This window comes from Curtobacterium sp. NPDC087080, from assembly GCF_044745105.1.
Taxonomy (GTDB): Bacteria; Actinomycetota; Actinomycetes; order Actinomycetales; family Microbacteriaceae; genus Curtobacterium.
The window spans coordinates 76,269-95,445 of sequence record NZ_JBIUZP010000002.1; the positions used below are offsets into that span (position 1 = coordinate 76,269).

Sequence of the window (19,177 nt, forward strand, 5' to 3'; positions counted from 1 at the left end):
GTGGTGCTGTGGTGCTGCTGCGGAGGGGATCAGCCCTTCTTGGCGAGCTCCTCGAGGGTGTCGTTGCCCTTGTAGGCCTCGACCGCGTTCTCCTTGGTGACCAGGACCGGGGTCAGCTCGACGGCCGGCACGATCTTCTTGCCGTTGTCGTTGTTCTTGTCCTCGGTGGTCTTCGGGGTCTTGCCGTCGGCCAGGTCGGAGACCAGGTCGATCGCGGCCTGCGCCTCTTCGGTGGTGTTCTTGTAGATGGTCGAGTACTGCTCGCCCTGCATGATCAGCGGGATCGAGGCGGTCTCGGAGTCCTGACCGGTGACGACCGGGTTCGGCTTGCCGGCGGCCTTGGTGGCCGTCAGGATCGCGCGGGCCAGGGTGTCGTTCGGCGACAGGACGCCGTCGAGCTCGGTGTTCGTGTACGACTTCGTCAGGATGTCGGTCATGCGCGACTGGGCGTTCTGCGCGAGCCAGCCCTGCGTGTTGGTCTCCGAGAAGCTGGTGCGACCCGAGACGACCTTGAGCGTGCCGTCGTCGATCTTCGGCTGGAGCACGTCCATGGCGCCGTTGAAGAAGACCTTCGCGTTGGCGTCGTCGGGCGAGCCGGAGAAGAGCTCGATGTTGTAGGGGCCGTTCGGCTTCTTGGCCTTGAGTCCGTCGAGCAGGGCCTGACCCTGCAGCTGACCGACCTTGAAGTTGTTGAACGCGACGTAGTAGTCGACGTTGTCGGTGTTCAGGATGTTGCGGTCCCAGGCGATGACGACGGCGCCGGACTTCTTGGCGGCGGCGACCTGCGTGCCGAGCTGCGAACCGTCGGCGGCACCGATGATGATCGCCTTCGCGCCCTTGGTGACCATCGACTGGATCTGGGCCTGCTGGTCCGGGACCGGGTTGCCGGCGTTGGCGTACTGGATGTCGGCCTTGAAGCCGGCGTCCTCGATCGACTTCTCGAACGCGGCGCCCGCGAGGACCCAGTTCTGCGAGGTCTTGGCGGGGAGTGCGACGCCGATCAGGGCGCCCTTCTCGATCTTGACGTTCGACGCGCCGTCGGACGACGAGCCGGAGCCGGTGTCGTTGCCACGGGCCGAGCAGCCGCTGAGGGCGAGGCCCGCGACCAGTGCCAGACCGATGCCGGCGATGAGCTTCTTGCGCATGAGATTGCTTTCTCTTCGTTGAGGAGTGGTGCTGTGTGGTGCAGGGATCGTGCGGGCGGCCACCGGAGCGGCCGCCCGCCACGTGTTACTGGACGTTGACCTTCTCGGGCTGGTCCTCGATGCTCCGCGGCTGCTGCGCGGCCACCGTGTTCTGTTCGGTGTCCTTCCGCTGGAACTGCTTCAGCATCCCGCCGATCAGGGACGGACGACCCTGCGACTTCGAGTAGACGTCGAAGGCGACGGCGACGAGCAGGACGAGACCGCGGATGATCTGGACGCGGTTGGACTCGAGGCCCACCAGCGACAGACCGTTGGACAGCAGGGCCATGACGAGACCACCGATGATCGATCCGGAGATCGTGCCGATGCCACCGGCGACCGCGGCACCACCGACGAACACGGCGGCGATCGCGTCGAGCTCCCAGCCGGTGCCGTCGGCGGGGCCCGAGGCGCCCGAGTAGCCGACGAAGACCATGCCGGCGACGGCGGCCAGGACGGACATGTTCATCATGACGAAGAAGTTGACCTTGCGGGCGCTGACACCCGACAGGACGGCGGCGTTCGCGTTGCCACCGACCGCGTAGACCTGGCGGCCGAAGATCGTGTTCTTGGTGAGGAAGCCGTACAGGATCGTCAGGACACCGAGGATGATCGCGACGATCGGGATCGACGTACCGGCCGGGCCGGCACCGAACAGGTAGGTCGCGACGAGGGTGACGGCGACCAGGATGCCCGTGCGGACGATCGAGACCCAGAGCGGGACGACCTCGGCCTGCATCTTCTTGCGACGCTGGCGACCGCGGAACTCGAGGAAGACCAGGACGAGGCAGGTGACGATGCCGAGGATGAGCGTGCCGTTCGAGAACCCGAAGTCCGGGCCGAAGTCGGGCAGGAAGCCCGAGCCGATCTTCGCGTAGTCGTCCGGCACCGGCTGCGAGGTCGAGTTGCCGATGATCTGGTTCGCACCGCGGAAGATGAGCTGGCCGGCCAGGGTCACGATGAAGGCCGGGACCTTCACGAACGCCACCCAGAAGCCCTGCCAGGCGCCGACGGCTGCACCCACGGCGAGGCCGAGGATGATCGCGGCCCACGCCGGGAAGTTCCACTGCGCCATCGACTGGGCGACGATGATGCCGGTGAACGCCGCGACCGAACCGACCGACAGGTCGATGTGCCCCGCGATGATCACCATGACCATCCCCAGCGCCAGGATGAGGATGTAGGAGTACTGCAGGAACACGTTGATGATGTTCGTCGGCTCGAGGATGAGCCCGTTCGTCAGGATCGAGAACAGGATCAGGATCGCGATGAGCGCGATGATCATGCCGTACTGGCCGATGCTGTTGCCCTTGCCGAAGAGCAGTTTCAGGTTCTTCATGAGATCAGTGCGCCCTTCCGCGCGGAGGTCATGCTGCGCATGAGGGTTTCGGGGTCGGCCTGGTCCGCAGGGACGTCGGCCGTGATCTGGCCCTCGAAGATCGTGTAGATCCGGTCGGAGAGGCCGAGGAGTTCGGGGAGCTCGGAGGAGATGAGGATGATGCCCTTCCCCTGCGCCGCGAGCTGCTGGATGATGCCGTAGATCTCGAACTTCGCGCCGACGTCGATGCCGCGGGTGGGCTCGTCGAGGATCAGCAGGTCCGGGTCGGTGAACATCCACTTGGACAGGACGACCTTCTGCTGGTTCCCGCCGGACAGCTTGCCGACGTTCTCCTCGACGGTCGGCACCTTGGTGCGGAGCATCTTGCGGTAGCGCTCGGCGACGTCGTACTCCTCGAGGGAGTCGACGACACCGGCCTTCGAGATCTTCGGCAGGTCGGCGGCGACCGTGGACCGCTTCACCGTGTCGAGCAGGTTCAGGCCGAGGGCCTTGCGGTCCTCGGAGACGTAGCCGAGGCCGTTCTGGATCGCCTGCTGGACGTTCGCGATCTTGATCTCGCGGCCGTCCTTGATGATCTGACCGTCGATGAAGTTGCCGTAGGAGCGACCGAAGATGCTCATGGCGAGCTCCGTGCGGCCGGCGCCCATCAGGCCCGCGAAGCCGACGATCTCGCCGCGGCGGACGTGGAAGTTCGACCCCTTGGCGACCAGGCGGGACGCGTCCTGCGGGTGCTGGACGGTCCAGTTCTTGACCTCGAAGAAGACCTCGCCGATCTTCGGCGTGCGGTCCGGGAAGCGGCTCTCCAGCGAGCGGCCGACCATCCCGCGGATGATGCGGTCCTCGTTGACGCCGTCGCCCTTCACGTTCAGCGTCTCGATCGCCTTGCCGTCACGGATGATCGTGATCTCGTCGGCGATCTGCTCGATCTCGTTGAGCTTGTGGCTGATGATGATGCTCGCGATGCCCTTGGACTTCAGCCCGACGATCAGGTCGAGCAGGTGCTGCGAGTCGTTCTCGTTCAGGGCCGCGGTCGGCTCGTCGAGGATGAGGAGCTTGACGTCCTTGTGCAGGGCCTTCGCGATCTCGACGAGCTGCTGCTTGCCGACACCGAGGTTCTTGATCTGCGTGTCCGGGTCCTCGTCGAGACCGACGCGGGCGAGCAGGTCCTGGGCTCGGAGCTGGGCGCTGGTCCAGTCGATGACGCCGAAGCGGCCGGGCTCGTTGCCGAGGAACAGGTTCTCGGTGATCGACAGCTCGGGGATGAGCGCGAGCTCCTGGTGGATGATGACGATGCCGGCCTGCTCGGACTGCTTGATGTCCTTGAAGCGGACCTCGTCGCCCTCGTAGACGATCTCGCCGCTGTAGGTGCCGTACGGGTAGACGCCGGACAGGACCTTCATGAGGGTCGACTTGCCGGCGCCGTTCTCGCCGCAGATCGCGTGGATCTCGCCGGCGCGGACGCTGAGCGACACGTCCGAGAGCGCCTTGACACCAGGGAACTCCTTGGTGATCGACCGCATCTCGAGGATGGTCTCGGCGCTGGTGACGGACCTGGTGGCCAGGTCCGGTCCCTGTGGGGTTGACGCCACGGTGCATCTCCTTCTGCCGCTGCGGTGCGGCAGTCCTTCGGGTGGTGAGGTGCGGCATCGGGGGCGCAGGAGTGCCTGCGTGGACCTCGTTGTCGCGTCCGGTGTCCTGCTCGGTGTGACGGTCATGTGACCGTTCACATCGGCGGAACGGAGGTAATTTACGCACAGCCCCGTCGCGGCTGTCAATTCGGTTCGGTCGCGTTTCTGTAACGGCCCGCGTGATCCGGCGGAATCCGCGTGCTGACGCCCCCCGAGGTGGGGTGGTCGACCGTGCTGCAGGGCGGACGGGAGGCGCGGGGCGGCGCCGCCACGGGCCTCCCGGCCGACGCGTGGTCGGGTCAGCGACGCCGGGGCGCGCCCGTCGACCCGCGCACCACGAGCTGCGGCACGAGGTCGACCGGGCGGAGCGCGTGGCCCTCGGACGGCAGGAGCAGCTCGACGCAGCGACGACCGAGCTCCGGGAAGTCGACCTCGACCGTGGTCAGCGGCGGCCAGAGGTGCTTCGCCTCGGGGATGTCGTCGTAGCCGACGACGGACAGGTCACCCGGGACGTCGAGCCCGTAGGACCGCGCCGCGTGCATGACCCCGAGCGCCATCGCGTCGTTCGAGCAGAAGATCGCCGTGCAGTCGCGGTACCGCAGGAGCTCACGGCCGGCGTGGTACCCGAAGTCCGCGGTCCAGTCCCCGAGGATCGGCGGGACGACCGGCATGTCCCGGTCGGACATCTCGCGCAGGAACCCCTGCATCCGGGCCTCGGCCTCGATCCAGTCCTGCGGGCCGGCGATGTGCCGCACGTACTCGTGGCCGAGGTCGAGCAGGTGTGCCGTCGCCAGCCGGGCGCCCTCCATCTGGTCGATGAAGAGCGTCGAGCGCTCGTCCCCGCCGCTGGTGCGGAGCGCCACGTAGGGCGTCCGCATCCCGAGCTCCTCGATCAGGTCGAACACGCGCTGCTGCGGCGCGATGACGATGATGCCCTCGACGTCCTGGTCGAGCAGGTGCCCCAGGCCGTCCCGGACCGCCTCGTCGGTGGCTGCCGCGATGTTCGAGGTCGTCACCGAGTAGCCGCGCGTGACGGCGGCGTCCTCGATGGCCTGCATCGTCGCGGCCGGGCCGTAGTGCGACCGCTGGGCGGTGAGCACGCCGATGGTGTGCGTCCGACTCGTGACCAGGGCCCGCGCGGCGCGGTTCGGCCGGTACTGCAGCTGCTCCATCGCGGCCAGCACGCGGTCCTTCGTCTCCGCACGGATTGCGTCCGAGTTGTTGAGCACACGCGACACCGTCTGGTGCGAGACGCCGGCGACCCGCGCGACGTCGCGGATGCTGGGCGAGCGCGGTTGCTGTGTCCGCGGTGACGCCATCGTTGCTCTCTCCCGCCCGGGGCCGTGGCACCTCGATGTGCACGTTCACATCCCGAGCCAGATCATTATGCACGTCCCCGGGCTGCACACCAGCCGTGCCCCGGTCAGAGCCAGTTGCGCTTCCGGAACACCAGCCAGAGGATCCCCGCCAGGGCGAGCATCGCCACGATCGCGACCGGGTACCCGTACTCCCAGTGCAGCTCCGGCATGTGGTCGAAGTTCATGCCGTAGACGCCCGCGATGAGCCCCGGCGCGAACAGGATCGCCGCCCACGACGAGATCTTCTTGACCTCCTCGCCCTGACGGTGGGCGGCCCGGGCGAGCTGTCGGCTCTCCTCGCCCTGCGCCAGGGACGCGCTCGTCATCCGGCGCATCGCCTCGTTCTGCTCCTGCGTGACCAGGGTCGAGTGCAGCGTCAGGGCGTTCTCGAGCAGCGCCCGGAACGAGTCCACGCGCTCGGTCACCCGCAGGGCGTGGTCGAGCACGTTGCGCAGGCGGTGCTGCACCTCGTCGTCGACGCCGTACTTCTCGGCGCCCCGGAGCAGCCCGCGCACCATCGCCGGCACCGGTGCCGTGGCGCGCTGGAACCCGAGCACCTCGCTCAGCAGCTGGTAGATGCGCTTCGAGACGCCGGGGTCGACCTGGCCCGCGAAGAGCTGGTCCTCGATGGCGTCGACCTGGTCCTGGATGACCTCGACGACCGGGGCGTAGCCGTCCACGACCTCGTCGAGCACGGCGGCGGTGACGGCCTCGGACCCCATGGCGAGGAACTCCGGGTCCGCCTCGGCCCGGCAGCGCACCGCGGCGAGGTCGGGTTCCTCCGCGTGCCGGACGGTGACCACGAACTGCCGTCCGACGAACAGGTGCACCTCGCCGAACTCGACCTCGTTCGTGTCCGCGCGGTGCCGTGCGGGGCGGAGCACCAGGAAGAGCGTGTCGCCGTACCGCTCGAGCTTGGCGCGCTGGTGTCCCTTGCGGGCGTCCTCGACGGCGTTCTCGTGCAGGTCGAACTCGGCGGCGACGGCCTCGAGCTCGGCGTCGTCGGGGCGCAGCAGTCCGATCCAGGCGAGGTCGCCCCGGGTGTCGGGCGACAGGGTCGACGGACTGCCGATGCGACGTCCTGCGACGTAGACGGCGTTGTCGATGCATGCCATGTCGTGCTCCTCGTGTTCGGGAGCAGGCCGGCGCGAGACCCGGGCGGACCGGGACGGGGGCGTGCACGTGCCCGGGCTCCACGGGGGAGCCAGGACGTGCGTCAGCGAACGGGCAGGGCGACGACCGGGGCGGTCGTCCGGCCCGATCGAGGATGGTCACCCGACATCGCGCCTCACCTGCCCTTCCGGTCGTCCGTGGTCGCCGGTGCGCGACCAGCGGGCCACGTTACCCGGCGACGGGACGCGCGTCGAGTGAGCGATCGCTCAGCGGGTGACGCGCAGTCCCTGCTGCTCGAGCTCGGTGAGCTGCCACCCGAGCCACGGGCTCCACGCGAACGGTGCCGCGGCGACCGAGGCCCGCAGTTCGTCCTCGGAGAGCCAGGCGTACTCGGCGACCTCGTCGTCCGCGGGCGCCGGGACGTCGTCCGTCACGGCGCGGAACACCGGGCAGACCTCGTTCTCGACGATGCCCGAGGCGTCCACCGCGCGGTACCGGAAGTCGGGCAGCACGAGTTCGACGTCGCGGACCGTGATGCCGAGCTCGCGCGAGGCGCGGCGGGCGACGGCGTCCTCGAAGGCCTCGTCCGGCCCGGGGTGCCCGCAGAACGTGTTCGTCCACACCCCCGGCCAGGTCTTCTTCGACAGGGCGCGACGGGTCACGAGGACCTTGCCCTCGGCGTTCCGCACGTGGCACGAGAAGGCGAGGTGGAGCGGGGTGTCCTCGGTGTGCACCGCGAACTTCTCGGCGGTGCCGATGGGAGTGCGGTCTTCGGCGAGCAGGACGACGGATTCCGGGAAAGTGTTCATCTGCCCCGATAGGTTAGGCCAATGAGCGAGGAAGCGGCCACCGTGGCGCAGATCGACCTCGCACTGGTCGACGACTGCATCGAACGCTTCTTCGCGGTGTCGTCGGCCCGTGCGCGTCGGTTCGGCAGACCGTCCGAGGAACTCTGGCGGGTGCTCCGTCGAGCGAGCATGGGCGGCAAGCGCTTCCGCCCCCGCATGGTCCTCACGGCGTACGCCGGGCTCGGCGGCACGGACGCCCGCGCCGCCGCGAACGTCGCCGCGGCCTACGAGCTGCTCCACACCGCGCTCGTCGTGCACGACGACGTCATCGACCGCGACTGGTCGCGCCGCGGGGAGCCGAACGTCGCCGGGTCCTTCCGCGACACCGGCACGACGGGCGGCCTGGCGCTGCCCACCGCCGAGCACCGCGGGCTCAGCGCCGCCGTGATCGCGGGCGACCTCGCCCTCGTCGCTGCCGCACGCTTCGTCGAGGCGTCCGGTGTCACCGGCGACCGTCGCGCGCGCCTGCTCGAGATCCTCGACGACGCGGTGTTCGCGAGTGCCGCGGGTGAGATGACCGACGTCGACCTCGCGCTGGGCGTCATGCCGACCGTCGACGAGGTCCTGGCGATGGAGCGGGCGAAGACGAGCGTGTACTCGTTCGAGGCGCCGCTGCAGTCCGGGGCCGTGCTCGCCGGCGCGGACGAGTCCGTCGTCGAGGCCCTCGGCGCCTTCGGCCGCGAGATCGGCATCGCCTACCAGATCGTCGACGACCTGCTCGGGGTCTACGGCGACGAGACCGTGACCGGCAAGTCCGTGCTCGGCGACCTGCGCGAGGGCAAGCGCACCATGCTCATCGCCTATGCCGCGACCACCGACTGCTGGGACGACATCGCGCCCTACCTCGGTGACCCCGACCTCAGCGAGGGACGCGCGGCCGAGCTCCGTGCGACCCTGGAGACCTGCGGCGCGAAGTCGGCGGCCGAGTCCCGGATCGCCGAGCACGCCGCCCTCGCCCGCGCCGAGCTCGCGGCCCTGCCCTACGAGCTCGCCGAACGACTGGAGCACCTGGTGTCCGAACTGCTGGAGCGCGTGCGGTGACCCAGACCGCACCTCCGCGTCTGCCCCTGTACGACGCGACGGCCGAGGCTGCCTCCGGGGTCGTCATCGAGCGCTACTCGACCTCGTTCGGCCTGGCCAGCCGACTGCTCGCCAAGGACACCCGCGAGCACATCCGCAACGTCTACGCGCTGGTCCGCGTCGCCGACGAGGTCGTCGACGGCCCCGCGACCGAGGCCGGGCTCGACCACGACCTGGCCCGCACCGTGCTCGACGAGCTCGAGGCCGACACCGAGCGTGCGATGGCGCTCGGCTTCTCGGTGAACCCCGTCGTGCACGCCTTCGCCCGCACCGCCCGCACGACGGGCTTCGGGCCGGAGCTCACGAAGCCGTTCTTCGCGTCGATGCGCATGGACCTCGAGCGCACCGAGCACGACCAGGAGTCGTTCGACCGGTACGTGTACGGCTCCGCCGAGGTCGTCGGCCTGATGTGCCTCCGTGCCTTCGTGTACCGCGCCGGTCGGCCGACCTTCGACGACGCCGTGCTCGTCGACGGGGCCCGGGCGCTCGGGGCGGCCTTCCAGAAGGTGAACTTCCTGCGCGACCTGCACGCCGACTTCGAGGTGCTCGGCCGCTCGTACTTCCCGGGCGTCGACGTCCGCACGTTCGACGAGGCGACGAAGGACCGCCTGGTCGCCGACGTGCAGGCGGACCTCGACCGCGCCGCGCTGACGGTCCCGCTGCTCCCGGTCGACGCCCGCAAGGCGGTCGGTCTCGCGCATGCCCTGTTCCAGGAGCTCAACGACCGGATCGCCGCCTGCCCGGCGGACCGCCTGGTGACGACGCGCGTGCGCGTCCCGAACCCGGTCAAGGCGCAGCTCGCCGCGCGCGTGCTCGCCGGCCGAGCACCGCTGTCGTCCCGTGCAGCCCACCACCGGTCTGGAGGCCGTGCATGACCCCGCCCCGCGCCTCCCGTCCGTCCACCCCCGCGTCGCAGCGCGCGGTGCCGGCCCGACGTGCCGTCGTCGTCGGCGGCGGCATCAGCGGACTCGCGTCCGCCGCCCTGCTCGCCCGCGACGGCTACGCCGTCACCGTGCTCGAGCAACGCGACCAGCTCGGCGGCCGCGCCGGGTCGTGGGAGCGGGACGGCTTCCGGTTCGACACCGGCCCGTCCTGGTACCTCATGCCCGAGGTGTTCGACCACTTCTTCCGACTGCTCGGCACCACGGCCGAGGCCGAGATGGACCTCGTCCGGCTCGACCCGGGGTACCGCGTGTACAGCGAGGGCGACGACGAGCCCATCGACCTGCGCGCCGACCGCGAGGCGAACATCGCGCTCTTCGAGTCGATCGAGCCCGGAGCCGGTGCGCGGCTGCGGAAGTACCTCGACTCCGCCGAGGACACCTACGCGATGGCGGTCCGTCGCTTCCTCTACACGACGTTCCAGGACCTGACGAAGCTGGCCGCCCCGGACGTGCTCCGTCGTCTGCCGAAGCTCGCCCGGCTCCTGCTGCAGCCGCTGTCGACGTTCGCCTCGAAGGCCGTGCGGGACCGCCGGCTCTGGCAGGTGCTCGGGTACCCGGCGGTGTTCCTCGGCACGAGCCCGTACGCCGCGCCGAGCATGTACCACCTGATGAGCCACCTCGACCTGGCCGACGGCGTGCTCTACCCGAAGGGCGGCATCACCGAGGTGATCTCGGCCGTCGAGCGGGTCGCCCGTCGCGAGGGCGCGGCGATCACGACGGGTGCCACCGTCGAGCGGATCGTCGTCGAGGACGGGCACGTCACGGGCGTCGTGCACCGTGACGCCGCAGGTGCGTCGCACACGGTCCCCGCCGACCTCGTGGTGAGTGCTGCCGACCTGCACCACACCGAGCTGCACCTGCTCGACGCGGAGCACCGGACCTACCCGGAGCCGCACTGGCGGAAGCGCGACCCGGGGCCGAGCGCCGTGCTCGTCTACCTCGGCGTCGACGGTCCCGTGCCCGGGCTGCTGCACCACACGCTGGTCTTCACCGCCGACTGGGAGGCCAACTTCGGCGCGATCTTCGGCAAGGACCGGCACGTGCCGGACCCGGCGTCGATCTACGTCTGCGCGCCCTCGCTCACCGACGACACCGTCGCGCCCGAGGGGGCGAGCAACCTGTTCGTCCTGGTGCCGCTGCCCGCCGACCTGTCGATCGGCAAGGGCGGGATCGACGGTGCCGGCGACGCCGAGGTCGAGCGCATCGCCGACCGCGCGATCGACGTCATCGCGGAGCGCTCCGGCGTCCCGGACCTGCGCGACCGCATCCGCGTGCGCCGCACGATCGGCCCGCAGGACTTCGCCGACGACTACAACGCGTGGAGCGGGTCGATGCTCGGGCCGGCGCACACGCTCGCGCAGAGTGCGTTCTTCCGCGAGGCGAACGTCTCCCGCAAGGTGGACGGCCTCTACTACGCGGGCGCCTCGACGACCCCGGGCATCGGGCTGCCGATGTGCCTGATCAGCGCCGAGGTGCTGCTCAAGCGCATCAACGGCGACACGTCGACCGAACCGCTGCCGACGCCGCTGCCGGCACCGGCGTCGGTGCCGGCCGGGTCGTCGACGGCGGGGTCCGCCCGGACCGCGGGCTGATGCCGGGGACCTACCTCGCCGGACTCCTGGTGTCGATCGCCGGCATCGCGGTGCTCGACGCCCGGTACCGGCTGTTCTTCTGGCGGAGCCCGCTGCGCGCCGCCGCGGTGATGGCGATCGGCCTCGTGTTCTTCCTGGTGTGGGACGTCGCGGGCGTGCACCTCGGCATCTTCTTCATCGGGCGGAACGACCTGCTGACGGGGGTGCTGCTCGAGCCCGAGGTCCCACTGGAAGAGGTCTTCTTCCTCGTGCTCCTGTGCTGGACGACGATGGACCTGTTCGGCGCCCTGCGTCCGGTCGTGGCCCGGCGGCTCGACCGTGCCGGCTCGCCGGACGCGGTCGACGAGGAGTCGCACGCATGACCGGGACGGCGACGTACGCCCTGCTCGCGGTGCCGTTCCTGACGTTCGCCGCGCTCGTCGCCGTGGTGGCCGGCGTGGTCGCCGCCCGTCGCCGTGGAGCCGGTCGGCGGACCGGTGCTGCCGTCGGTGTCGTCGGTACGGTCAGCGCCGTCGCGGCCGGCGTGGTGCTGCTCGTGATGACCGGCGTCTTCAACAACGTGATCGTCGGGCTCGGCATCGTCGCCTACGACGACGCGCTGGTCTCCGGCGCCCGGGTCGGACTGTTCCCGGTCGAGGACCTGGCGTACTCGATCGGCGCCGCCCTGCTGCTCCCGAGCTGCTGGGTCCTGCTGGAGCGCCCGCGCGGTCGGGCACACGACCGCGCGCGCGACCGGTCGTCCGACCACCCGACCGTCCACGGGGCGGGACGCGGGACCGGTACGGTCGGAACGCCGACCCAGCCACCCCGTCGACCGGAGGAGACCCCGTGACCGTGAGCAGTGCCTCCAGACCGTCGACCGCGCGCGCCCTGTTCGTGTCGTCGCGTCCGATCAGCTGGGTGAACACGGCCTACCCATTCGGTGCGGCGTACCTGCTCGGCAGCGGGGTCGGTCTCGACGGTGGCGGCGGGTTCTCGCTCGTCGCGTTCCTGGTCGGCGTCGTGTACTTCCTCGTGCCGTACAACCTGGCGATGTACGGCATCAACGACGTCTTCGACTACGAGTCGGACCTGCGGAACCCGCGGAAGGGCGGGGTCGAGGGTGCGCTGCTCGACAAGAGCGTGCACCGCACCACGCTGTGGGCTGTCGTCGTCACGAACGTGCCGTTCCTCGTCGCGCTCGTGGTGCTCGGCGCCCGGAGCGGCAACGGACCCTGGTCGTGGCTCGTGCTCGCGATCAGCGTGTTCGCGGTGATCGCGTACTCGGCGCCCGGGCTGCGCTTCAAGGAGAAGCCGTTCCTCGACTCGCTGACCTCGTCGACGCACTTCGTGTCCCCGGCCGTCTACGGTCTGGCCCTCGCCGGACCGCACTGGACCGGGGCGCTCGTCGCCGTGTGCGTGGCGTTCTTCCTGTGGGGCGTTGCCTCGCACGCGTTCGGGGCCGTGCAGGACGTCCTGGCCGACCGCGCGGGGGGCATCGGCTCCGTCGCGACGGTGATCGGCGCCCGGGCGACGGTCCGGTTGGCGTTCGTGGCGTACCTCGTGGCCGGTGTCGCGCTGCTGTTCTCGGACTTCCCGGGGCCGATCGCGGCGATCGTCGTCGTTCCGTACGCGCTCAACGTGCTGCCGTGGTGGAACGTCACCGACGCCGGGGCCGAGGCGGCGAACGCGGGGTGGAAGCGGTTCCTCTGGATCAACTACCTGGCGGGGTTCATCGTCACGATGGCGCTCATCGCCTACGCCTGGACGCACTGACGCAGCGCTGCCGACTCGTGCGTGGCCGACGTGCATCGATGGCGCAGAAGACGTCGGGTCGGTCGCGAGCACCCGACACTTCCTGCTCCATCGACAGGGCACCGGCGGTCCTGCACGACAGCCGTCGTCGGCCTGACAGACTGGACGCACGCGCCGCGGGAGTCGTGGTGCGCCGGTCACGAAGGAGTGCACGCATGACGGTCCGCATCATCCACGTCGGTCTCGGAGGCTGGGGCGGCAACTGGGCCCGCACCGCCATCCCGCAGGTCACCGAAGTGGAGGTGGTCGGGCTCGTCGACCCGGTCCCCGCGACGCTGGACGCCGTGCGCGAGGACCTCGGCCTGCCGGCATCCGCCGCGTTCGCCTCGCTCACCGAGGCGCTCGCCGGGGTCGAGGCCGACGCCGTCGTCATCACCGCACCGGCCGTCACCCACGTGCCGCTCGCGCTCGAAGCCCTCGAGGCCGGCAAGCACGTCCTCGTCGAGAAGCCGTTCGCGAACTCCACCGACGAGGCGCTCACCGCCGTCCGCCGTGCCGAGGAGCTCGGGCTCGTGCTGCAGGTCAGCCAGAACTACCGCTGGTACCCGGCGCCCCGGGCGGTCAAGGAGCTGCTCGCGGCGAAGGAGCTCGGCGAGCTGTCCGCGATCAGCATCGACTTCCGGCAGTGGGACAACGACCAGCCCGTGGAGACCTACCCGCACTACCGGTTCCCGCACCCGATGATCAACGACATGGCGATCCACCACTTCGACCTGCTCCGGATGATCACCGGGCTCGAGGCCGTCCGCGTCTACGCCCGCGCGTCGTACCCGAGCCACAGCAAGTACCAGGACGAGGCCGTGACGTCGATGATCATCGAGCTCGATGACGGGCTGGTCGTGAGCTACCGCGGCAGCTGGCTCTCGCGGGCTCCCCGCACCGCCTGGGCGGGGGAGTGGAGCATCCAGGGCGAGGACGGTGAGATCTGGTTCACGAGCCGTGACGGCTCGCCGAGCGAGATCGCCGGGGACCGGGTGACGCTGCGCGCCGACCAGGACGCCGAGGCCGAGGCCGTCGAGCTGCCGACCCTCGAGCACACCGACCGGCAGGGTGGACTGCAGGCCTTCGCGCGTTCGGTGGAGGGCGGTGCGGCGCCGGAGACGAGCGGCCGCGACAACCTGCGGAGCCTGGCGCTCATGGAGGCCGCGGGCCGCTCGGCAGCGTCCGGTCGCCCCGAGGACGTGGTCCTACCCGAGTAGGGCGCTCGCGTTCCGCGCGGAGGAGACTGTTCCGCGCGTAGGGGGCCGTTCCGCGCGGAGGAGGACGTTCCTTCCTGCCTCCTACGAGCGGAACGACATCCCAGGTCGCGCGCGATGGGACGGAACGCACGCTGCGACGGACGGGAGGCGCGTGGCGCGGCCGCCACGCGCCTCCCGTCCGTCGGCCGCCCGGCACCACTGCCGCGAGACTCGCCCTGTGCGACGGTCCTCGTGCCCTCGGGTGCGAGGACCGTCGCCGGGCCCGAGTCTCGGGTCCGTTCCGCCGCGCTACGCGGCGCCGGCCGCGCGCCGGGCCTGGGCGACCGCCGCCCGCACGCCCCGGTCGAACGCGGGGCCGTGGCCGGGCAGCACGTGCCGCGCCTCGGTGTCCTCGAGCCGACCGAGCGACGCGACCGCCTCGTCGACGTCCGACGTCGCGGCCGGCGCCACCACCCGCGGGCCGATCCCGCCCGTGTACGGGTCGAACGTGACGAGGGCGTCGCCCGCGATCAGCGCGTCGCGGTCGGCGAAGTGCAGCGCCACGTGCCCGTCCGTGTGCCCGGGCGTCTCGATGATCCACGGGTTGCCGGGGACGTCTGCGCGGGACGCCAGCGGCTGCGTCTCCGCGATCCCGTCCACCGTCGCCGCACCGGCGAGCAGCATCCGTCCGAGCGGCGCGAGCCCTCCCGGGTGCATTGCGACGAAGCCGAAGCGGTTCGTCTGCGGCCGGTACGAGTACGGGTGCGCCGCGAGGTCGCGGTCGCCCGGGTGCACGAACACGGGCGTGCCCCACTCCCGGTGCATCCGGGCGGCGGTCCCGACGTGGTCGAAGTGCCCGTGCGTGAGCAGCAGGCCCTCGACGCGGTCGGGCGAGTACCCGAGGTCGTGCACGGCGAGCAGCAGGTGCGGCCAGGCGGCCGGTAGCCCCGCGTCGACGACGAGCAACCGGTCACCCGTCTCGACCAGGTAGGTGTTGGTGTGTGCGATCTCGAGGCGGTGGATCCCCTCGGCGACGTCCCGGAACAGCATGGCCTGCACCGTAGACCGCGGTCGCTCGGTGCCATGCCGGGGACCGCCTGGTAGGCACGAGGCATGGCCAAGGACAGCATCCCCGAGCTCGAGCTCGCGAACGTGCGCACGCGCGAGCGCCTGACCGACAGCGTCAGCGAGATCAGGAGGCGCTCCGACGTCCCCGCGCGCACCCGGCTCGCGGTGGCGAAGGCCAAGCAGCGGTGGCACCGTGACCCCACGCCGCTCATCGCGATGGGCGTCACCGCGGTGACCGGCATCGCGGCGATCGTCCTCGGGACCCGCATCGGGCGGACCGACGCCGGCCACCTCGACCGTCCGGCCGCCTCGACGGCGTTCACCGCGCTCCTGCCGTTCGGTGCGCGCGGCGAGCTCGACGCCGACCAGGCTCGCGGCGGTCGGAAGGGGCGGAAGGCCCGTCGCAAGGCGGCCGAGGAGTCGCTCGAGCGCGACCCGGTGCACAAGAACCGCGTGAAGCAGCGCGCCGGCATCGCCGCGGTGCAGCGCCGCGCGACGAAGAACCGGAAGCAGGCCGCGAAGCGGTCCAAGGCGGCGGCGAAGGCCCTCGCGAAGGCGAAGGGCTAGACCATGGCGCACAAGGACAAGAGCCTGCAGCAGGAGATGCAGCACAAGCCGGCGCCGGACGACCCCCGGAAGCCGGACAGCCCGACCGACCTCACGAAGCCGTCGTTCACGTACACGCTGAAGAAGACCCTGCGCGAGTTCACCAGCGACCAGTGCACCGACCTCGCCGCGAGCCTGACGTACTACACGGTGCTCGCGCTCTTCCCCGGTCTGCTGGCGATCGTGTCGATCCTCGGCCTGGTCTCGAACCCGCGGGACACGATCGACACCCTGCTCGACGTCGTCACGAACGTCGGCGGTGGTCAGGTCGCCGAGCTCCTCCGTGACCCGGTCGAGGGGCTCGTGCGTTCGCCCGCGGCGCCGATCACGTTCATCGTCGGTGTGCTCGGTGCCCTGTGGTCCGCGTCGGGCTTCGTCGGCGCCTTCGGCCGTGCGATGAACCGCATCTACAACGTCCGCGAGGGCCGACCGATCTGGAAGCTCCGGCCGACCATGCTCGGCGTCACGGTGTTCACCGTCGTGCTGCTCGTCCTCGGGCTGCTCGTGCTCGTCTCCGGTCCGCTCGCCCGGACGTTCGGCGACGTCATCGGCCTCGGCGACGCCGCCGCGCTCGTGGTCTCGATCGTGCAGTGGCCGATCCTGCTGGCGATCATGATCGTCGTCGTCGCGGTGCTGTACTACTGGGCGCCGAACATCCGCCAGTCGAAGTTCAAGTGGGTGAGCGGCGGCGCGTTGGTCGGCATCACGATCTGGATCATCGCGAGCGTCGGCTTCGGCTTCTACGTCGGGAACTTCTCGAACTACAACGCGACGTACGGCTCCCTCGGTGGCGTCATCGTCTTCCTGCTCTGGATCTGGATCACGAACAACGCGCTGCTCTTCGGTGCGGAGTTCGACGCGGAGCTCGAGCGCGGTCGCCAGCTGCAGGCCGGCATCCGGGCCGAGGAGGACATCCAGCTCCCCGAGCGCGACACCCGCCAGATCGAGAAGCAGGACGAGCAGCACGCCAAGGACGTGCTCGAGGGGATCAAGATCCGCGAGAGCGCGGGGCGCACGAAGGACTGAGCAGGTGGCCGGCCGGTCCTGCACACCCCGCTCGGTGGGCGTCACCGTCCACAGCCGGGAGGCACGGCACCGGCCCGTCACGGCCGCTCCGTAGGGTGGGACGCATGACCGACACCGCACCTGCCGCTGACCGTCCGACCGCACTCGTCACCGGGGCCACCCGCGGCATCGGCCGCGCGATCGCGCTGGAGCTCGGACGCACCCACCACGTCCTGGTCGGTGGCCGATCCGCCGACGCGGTCGCCGCGCTCGTGGCCGAGCTCCCGAGTGCAGCGCCGTTCGTCGGCGACCTCGGCGCCGGCGACGTGCCGGAGCTTCCGGGGTCGCTCGACGTCCTGGTGCACAGCGCCGGGGTCGAGCAGGGTACGCGGATCGCCGACACACCGCGCGATGTGTGGGAGCAGGTGTTCGCTACCAACGTCTTCGCGGTCGCCGAGCTGACCCGGCTGGCGCTCCCCGCGCTCCGGTCAGCGCGGGGCATCGTCGTGCCGATCAACAGCGGGTCCGGGTTCACCGCAGGCCCCGGAGGCGGCGTGTACGCGGCGTCGAAGTTCGCGCTCCGGGCCTTCGCGGACGCCCTGCGCGAAGAGGAGCGGGCGAACGGCGTCCGGGTCTCGAGCGTGCACCCCGGCCGGACCGACTCGGACATGCAGCGGGCGCTGACCGAGAAGCTCGGCGAGGACTACGACACCGCCTACTACCTGGCGCCCGAGGACGTCGCCGCGGCCGTCCGGACCGTGGTCGACCTGCCGGAGCGCGGCACGATCGAGTCGCTCGCGATCCGGCCGACACGGAAGCGCTGACCCCGGCTACCCGAGCTCGATCCTCGTCGTCAGCGACAGGCGGTCGAGGAACGTCTCGTCGTGGCTGACCACGACGAGGGCGCCGCGGAACGCCCGGAGCGCATCCACGAGCTGGTCGACGCTCGTCAGGTCGAGGTCGTTCGTCGGCTCGTCGAGCACCAGCAGCTGCGGCGGTGGGTCCGCGAGCACCAGGGTCGCCAACGCCACCCGGAAGCGCTCGCCGCCCGACAGGGACGCGACCGGGCGGTCGACCGTGTCCCCGCGGACCAGGAGCCGAGCCAGCTGGTTGCGGAGCTCGGCGTCGGCCACGTGCGGGGCCGCCCGACAGAGGTTCGTGAGCACGGTCGCGTCGTCGTCGAGCGAGTCCCGCCGCTGCGGCAGGTACCCGATGCGGTCCGAGTGCGGCGCCGCCGAGGTCTCCGGGAGCGGGTGCTCGCGCGCCTGCGGCACCCCCACGAGCTGCTCGAGCAACGTCGTCTTGCCGACGCCGTTCGCGCCGGTCACCGCGATGCGCTCGGGGCCCTGCACGACGACCGACCGCCCGCGCACGGTGATCGTCGCGATGCGCCGCGACGCCGGGACCTCCGGGTCGGGCAGCGTGACGTGCAACGACTCGTCGTCGCGCAACCGCAGCTCGGCCTCCTGCACCGCGGCCCGCGCCTGCGCCTCGGCCGACCCGTGGGCCGAGCGCAGCCGTCCGGCGGTCTGCTCCGCCTGCTTCCGCTGCTCGTTCGCCAGGATCTTCGGCACGGACCGAGCGGCCTCCCGCCCCGCACGGGCACGGCGGGCGATCTTCGTCTCCGCCTCGATGCGCTGCCGCTGCTCGGTCCGGTGGCGCTGCTCGGCCACCCGGACCTCGCGCTCGACGGCGGCCTGCTGCACGGCGAGGTGCTCCTCGTACGCGCGGTACGTCCCGCCGAACACCGTGGCCGATCCCGAACGCAGCTCGACGGTCTCGTCCACGTGCTCGAGGAGCTCCCGGTCGTGGCTGACGAGCACGAGCGTCCCGGTCCACCGGTCGACGAGCTCGAAGAGCGCCGCACGGGCTGCGCGGTCGAGGTTGTTCGTCGGCTCGTCGAGGAACACGATCGGAGCCCGACGCATCCGGATGCCGGCCACCGCGGTGAGCACGGCCTGCCCGCCGGAGAGCGACGTCACGGGCCGGTCGAGGTCGGTTCCGTCGAGCCCGGGCACGGACGCGAGCGCGGCGGCGGCACGCTCCTCCACGTCCCAGTCGTCGCCCACGGCGTCGAGGTGCTCCTCGGTGGCGTCACCGCCGAGGACGGCCCGCAGTGCGGCGAGCGTCCTGCCGACGCCGAGCAGGTCCGTCACGGTGTCCCCGGGGCGGGCGTGCAGCCGCTGGGGCAGGTGGTCCACCGGACCGGAGGTGCGGACGGAGCCCGACGTGGGGTGGAGCTGCCCCGTGGCGAGCCGGACGAGCGTGGACTTGCCGGCCCCGTTCCTCCCGACCAGGCCGGTGCGGCCGCGTCCGAAGGCGGTGGTGAGGTGGTCGAGCGCGACGGAGCCGTCGGGCCAGGTGAAGGTGAGGTCGTCGAGGACGACGGACGGTGTTGCGGGCATGGGTGTGCCTCCCGGATCGTGAGCTGGGCGCACGA

The 19,177-nt window shown here is 70.9% G+C and carries 18 protein-coding genes; 10 read left to right on the top strand and 8 right to left on the bottom strand.

The genetic code is table 11. The features are described 5' to 3' along the window. Nucleotides 1-29: 29 nt before the first annotated feature. From ACIPEQ_RS04635 to idi, 6 genes are all read right to left on the bottom strand, one after another. On the bottom strand, nucleotides 30-1,145 hold the full coding sequence (locus tag ACIPEQ_RS04635; protein WP_126891538.1) for a sugar-binding protein: 1,116 nt from the start codon (nucleotides 1,143-1,145) through the stop codon (nucleotides 30-32). Between the two features lie 85 nt (nucleotides 1,146-1,230). Next, nucleotides 1,231-2,523, bottom strand: a complete 1,293-nt coding sequence (mmsB, locus tag ACIPEQ_RS04640; protein WP_402714268.1) for a multiple monosaccharide ABC transporter permease — start codon at nucleotides 2,521-2,523, stop codon at nucleotides 1,231-1,233. After that, nucleotides 2,520-4,043 (bottom strand): multiple monosaccharide ABC transporter ATP-binding protein, encoded by a 1,524-nt coding sequence (gene mmsA, locus ACIPEQ_RS04645; RefSeq protein ID WP_209676583.1) that lies wholly within the window; start codon nucleotides 4,041-4,043, stop codon nucleotides 2,520-2,522. Before mmsA ends, mmsB begins: the two co-directional genes overlap by 4 nt. A gap of 407 nt (nucleotides 4,044-4,450) precedes the next feature. Then, nucleotides 4,451-5,470, bottom strand: a complete 1,020-nt coding sequence (locus tag ACIPEQ_RS04650; protein ID WP_126891536.1) for a LacI family DNA-binding transcriptional regulator — start codon at nucleotides 5,468-5,470, stop codon at nucleotides 4,451-4,453. Nucleotides 5,471-5,574: 104 nt separating this feature from the next. Then, on the bottom strand, nucleotides 5,575-6,624 hold the full coding sequence (locus ACIPEQ_RS04655; RefSeq protein WP_402714269.1) for a magnesium and cobalt transport protein CorA: 1,050 nt from the start codon (nucleotides 6,622-6,624) through the stop codon (nucleotides 5,575-5,577). A 264-nt stretch (nucleotides 6,625-6,888) separates the two neighbouring features. Then, nucleotides 6,889-7,431, bottom strand: a complete 543-nt coding sequence (idi, locus tag ACIPEQ_RS04660; protein WP_066651866.1) for an isopentenyl-diphosphate Delta-isomerase — start codon at nucleotides 7,429-7,431, stop codon at nucleotides 6,889-6,891. 21 nt (nucleotides 7,432-7,452) lie between these two features. Here idi and ACIPEQ_RS04665 point away from each other — a divergent pair, with 21 nt between their 5' ends. From ACIPEQ_RS04665 to ACIPEQ_RS04695, 7 genes are all read left to right on the top strand, one after another. Further along, on the top strand, nucleotides 7,453-8,511 hold the full coding sequence (locus ACIPEQ_RS04665; RefSeq protein ID WP_402714270.1) for a polyprenyl synthetase family protein: 1,059 nt from the start codon (nucleotides 7,453-7,455) through the stop codon (nucleotides 8,509-8,511). Continuing rightward, on the top strand, nucleotides 8,508-9,425 hold the full coding sequence (locus ACIPEQ_RS04670; RefSeq protein ID WP_209676339.1) for a phytoene/squalene synthase family protein: 918 nt from the start codon (nucleotides 8,508-8,510) through the stop codon (nucleotides 9,423-9,425). The genes ACIPEQ_RS04665 and ACIPEQ_RS04670 overlap by 4 nt, the downstream gene beginning before the upstream one ends. Next, nucleotides 9,422-11,086, top strand: coding sequence for a phytoene desaturase family protein (gene crtI / locus ACIPEQ_RS04675; protein WP_402714271.1), 1,665 nt, complete (start codon nucleotides 9,422-9,424; stop codon nucleotides 11,084-11,086). Before ACIPEQ_RS04670 ends, crtI begins: the two co-directional genes overlap by 4 nt. Continuing rightward, on the top strand, nucleotides 11,086-11,448 hold the full coding sequence (locus tag ACIPEQ_RS04680; protein ID WP_402714272.1) for a lycopene cyclase domain-containing protein: 363 nt from the start codon (nucleotides 11,086-11,088) through the stop codon (nucleotides 11,446-11,448). Before crtI ends, ACIPEQ_RS04680 begins: the two co-directional genes overlap by 1 nt. Next, nucleotides 11,445-11,918 (top strand): lycopene cyclase domain-containing protein, encoded by a 474-nt coding sequence (locus tag ACIPEQ_RS04685; RefSeq protein ID WP_402714273.1) that lies wholly within the window; start codon nucleotides 11,445-11,447, stop codon nucleotides 11,916-11,918. Before ACIPEQ_RS04680 ends, ACIPEQ_RS04685 begins: the two co-directional genes overlap by 4 nt. After that, entirely contained in the window at nucleotides 11,915-12,841 is a 927-nt protein-coding gene (locus ACIPEQ_RS04690; protein WP_402714274.1) for a prenyltransferase, read from the top strand. Before ACIPEQ_RS04685 ends, ACIPEQ_RS04690 begins: the two co-directional genes overlap by 4 nt. 194 nt (nucleotides 12,842-13,035) lie before the next feature. Continuing rightward, nucleotides 13,036-14,079, top strand: coding sequence for a Gfo/Idh/MocA family protein (locus ACIPEQ_RS04695; RefSeq protein WP_402714275.1), 1,044 nt, complete (start codon nucleotides 13,036-13,038; stop codon nucleotides 14,077-14,079). A gap of 288 nt (nucleotides 14,080-14,367) precedes the next feature. On the opposite strand, the gene ACIPEQ_RS04700 is transcribed toward ACIPEQ_RS04695, so the two are convergent. Next, a complete protein-coding gene (locus tag ACIPEQ_RS04700) occupies nucleotides 14,368-15,108 on the bottom strand; it encodes an MBL fold metallo-hydrolase (protein WP_402714276.1) in 741 nt (246 codons plus the stop codon). A gap of 63 nt (nucleotides 15,109-15,171) precedes the next feature. Between ACIPEQ_RS04700 and ACIPEQ_RS04705 the strand changes: the two genes are divergently transcribed. The 3 genes from ACIPEQ_RS04705 (at nucleotide 15,172) to ACIPEQ_RS04715 (ending at nucleotide 17,561) form a co-directional block, all read left to right on the top strand. Beyond that, nucleotides 15,172-15,693 carry a hypothetical protein gene (locus ACIPEQ_RS04705; protein ID WP_126892622.1) on the top strand — a complete coding sequence of 174 codons (522 nt, stop codon included), beginning with the start codon at nucleotides 15,172-15,174 and terminating at the stop codon, nucleotides 15,691-15,693. A 3-nt stretch (nucleotides 15,694-15,696) separates the two neighbouring features. After that, a complete protein-coding gene (locus tag ACIPEQ_RS04710; RefSeq protein WP_209824612.1) occupies nucleotides 15,697-16,758 on the top strand; it encodes a YihY/virulence factor BrkB family protein in 1,062 nt (353 codons plus the stop codon). 104 nt (nucleotides 16,759-16,862) lie between these two features. After that, on the top strand, nucleotides 16,863-17,561 hold the full coding sequence (locus ACIPEQ_RS04715) for an SDR family oxidoreductase (protein WP_402714277.1): 699 nt from the start codon (nucleotides 16,863-16,865) through the stop codon (nucleotides 17,559-17,561). A 6-nt stretch (nucleotides 17,562-17,567) separates the two neighbouring features. On the opposite strand, the gene ACIPEQ_RS04720 is transcribed toward ACIPEQ_RS04715, so the two are convergent. Next, nucleotides 17,568-19,142 carry an ABC-F family ATP-binding cassette domain-containing protein gene (locus tag ACIPEQ_RS04720; protein WP_402714278.1) on the bottom strand — a complete coding sequence of 525 codons (1,575 nt, stop codon included), beginning with the start codon at nucleotides 19,140-19,142 and terminating at the stop codon, nucleotides 17,568-17,570. Between the last annotated feature and the right edge of the window lie 35 nt (nucleotides 19,143-19,177).

Excerpts from the sequence above, each read along its gene's own strand:
- ACIPEQ_RS04635 (WP_126891538.1), bottom strand. The coding sequence starts at position 1,145 with ATGCGCAAGAAGCTCATCGCCGGCATCGGTCTGGCACTGGTCGCGGGC.
- mmsB (WP_402714268.1), bottom strand. The coding sequence starts at position 2,523 with ATGAAGAACCTGAAACTGCTCTTCGGCAAGGGCAACAGCATCGGCCAG.
- mmsA (WP_209676583.1), bottom strand. The coding sequence starts at position 4,043 with ATGCGGTCGATCACCAAGGAGTTCCCTGGTGTCAAGGCGCTCTCGGAC.
- ACIPEQ_RS04650 (WP_126891536.1), bottom strand. The coding sequence starts at position 5,470 with ATGGCGTCACCGCGGACACAGCAACCGCGCTCGCCCAGCATCCGCGAC.
- ACIPEQ_RS04655 (WP_402714269.1), bottom strand. The coding sequence starts at position 6,624 with ATGGCATGCATCGACAACGCCGTCTACGTCGCAGGACGTCGCATCGGC.
- idi (WP_066651866.1), bottom strand. The coding sequence starts at position 7,431 with ATGAACACTTTCCCGGAATCCGTCGTCCTGCTCGCCGAAGACCGCACT.
- ACIPEQ_RS04665 (WP_402714270.1), top strand. The coding sequence starts at position 7,453 with ATGAGCGAGGAAGCGGCCACCGTGGCGCAGATCGACCTCGCACTGGTC.
- crtI (WP_402714271.1), top strand. The coding sequence starts at position 9,422 with ATGACCCCGCCCCGCGCCTCCCGTCCGTCCACCCCCGCGTCGCAGCGC.
- ACIPEQ_RS04680 (WP_402714272.1), top strand. The coding sequence starts at position 11,086 with ATGCCGGGGACCTACCTCGCCGGACTCCTGGTGTCGATCGCCGGCATC.
- ACIPEQ_RS04685 (WP_402714273.1), top strand. The coding sequence starts at position 11,445 with ATGACCGGGACGGCGACGTACGCCCTGCTCGCGGTGCCGTTCCTGACG.
- ACIPEQ_RS04695 (WP_402714275.1), top strand. The coding sequence starts at position 13,036 with ATGACGGTCCGCATCATCCACGTCGGTCTCGGAGGCTGGGGCGGCAAC.
- ACIPEQ_RS04700 (WP_402714276.1), bottom strand. The coding sequence starts at position 15,108 with ATGCTGTTCCGGGACGTCGCCGAGGGGATCCACCGCCTCGAGATCGCA.
- ACIPEQ_RS04705 (WP_126892622.1), top strand. The coding sequence starts at position 15,172 with ATGGCCAAGGACAGCATCCCCGAGCTCGAGCTCGCGAACGTGCGCACG.
- ACIPEQ_RS04710 (WP_209824612.1), top strand. The coding sequence starts at position 15,697 with ATGGCGCACAAGGACAAGAGCCTGCAGCAGGAGATGCAGCACAAGCCG.
- ACIPEQ_RS04715 (WP_402714277.1), top strand. The coding sequence starts at position 16,863 with ATGACCGACACCGCACCTGCCGCTGACCGTCCGACCGCACTCGTCACC.
- ACIPEQ_RS04720 (WP_402714278.1), bottom strand. The coding sequence starts at position 19,142 with ATGCCCGCAACACCGTCCGTCGTCCTCGACGACCTCACCTTCACCTGG.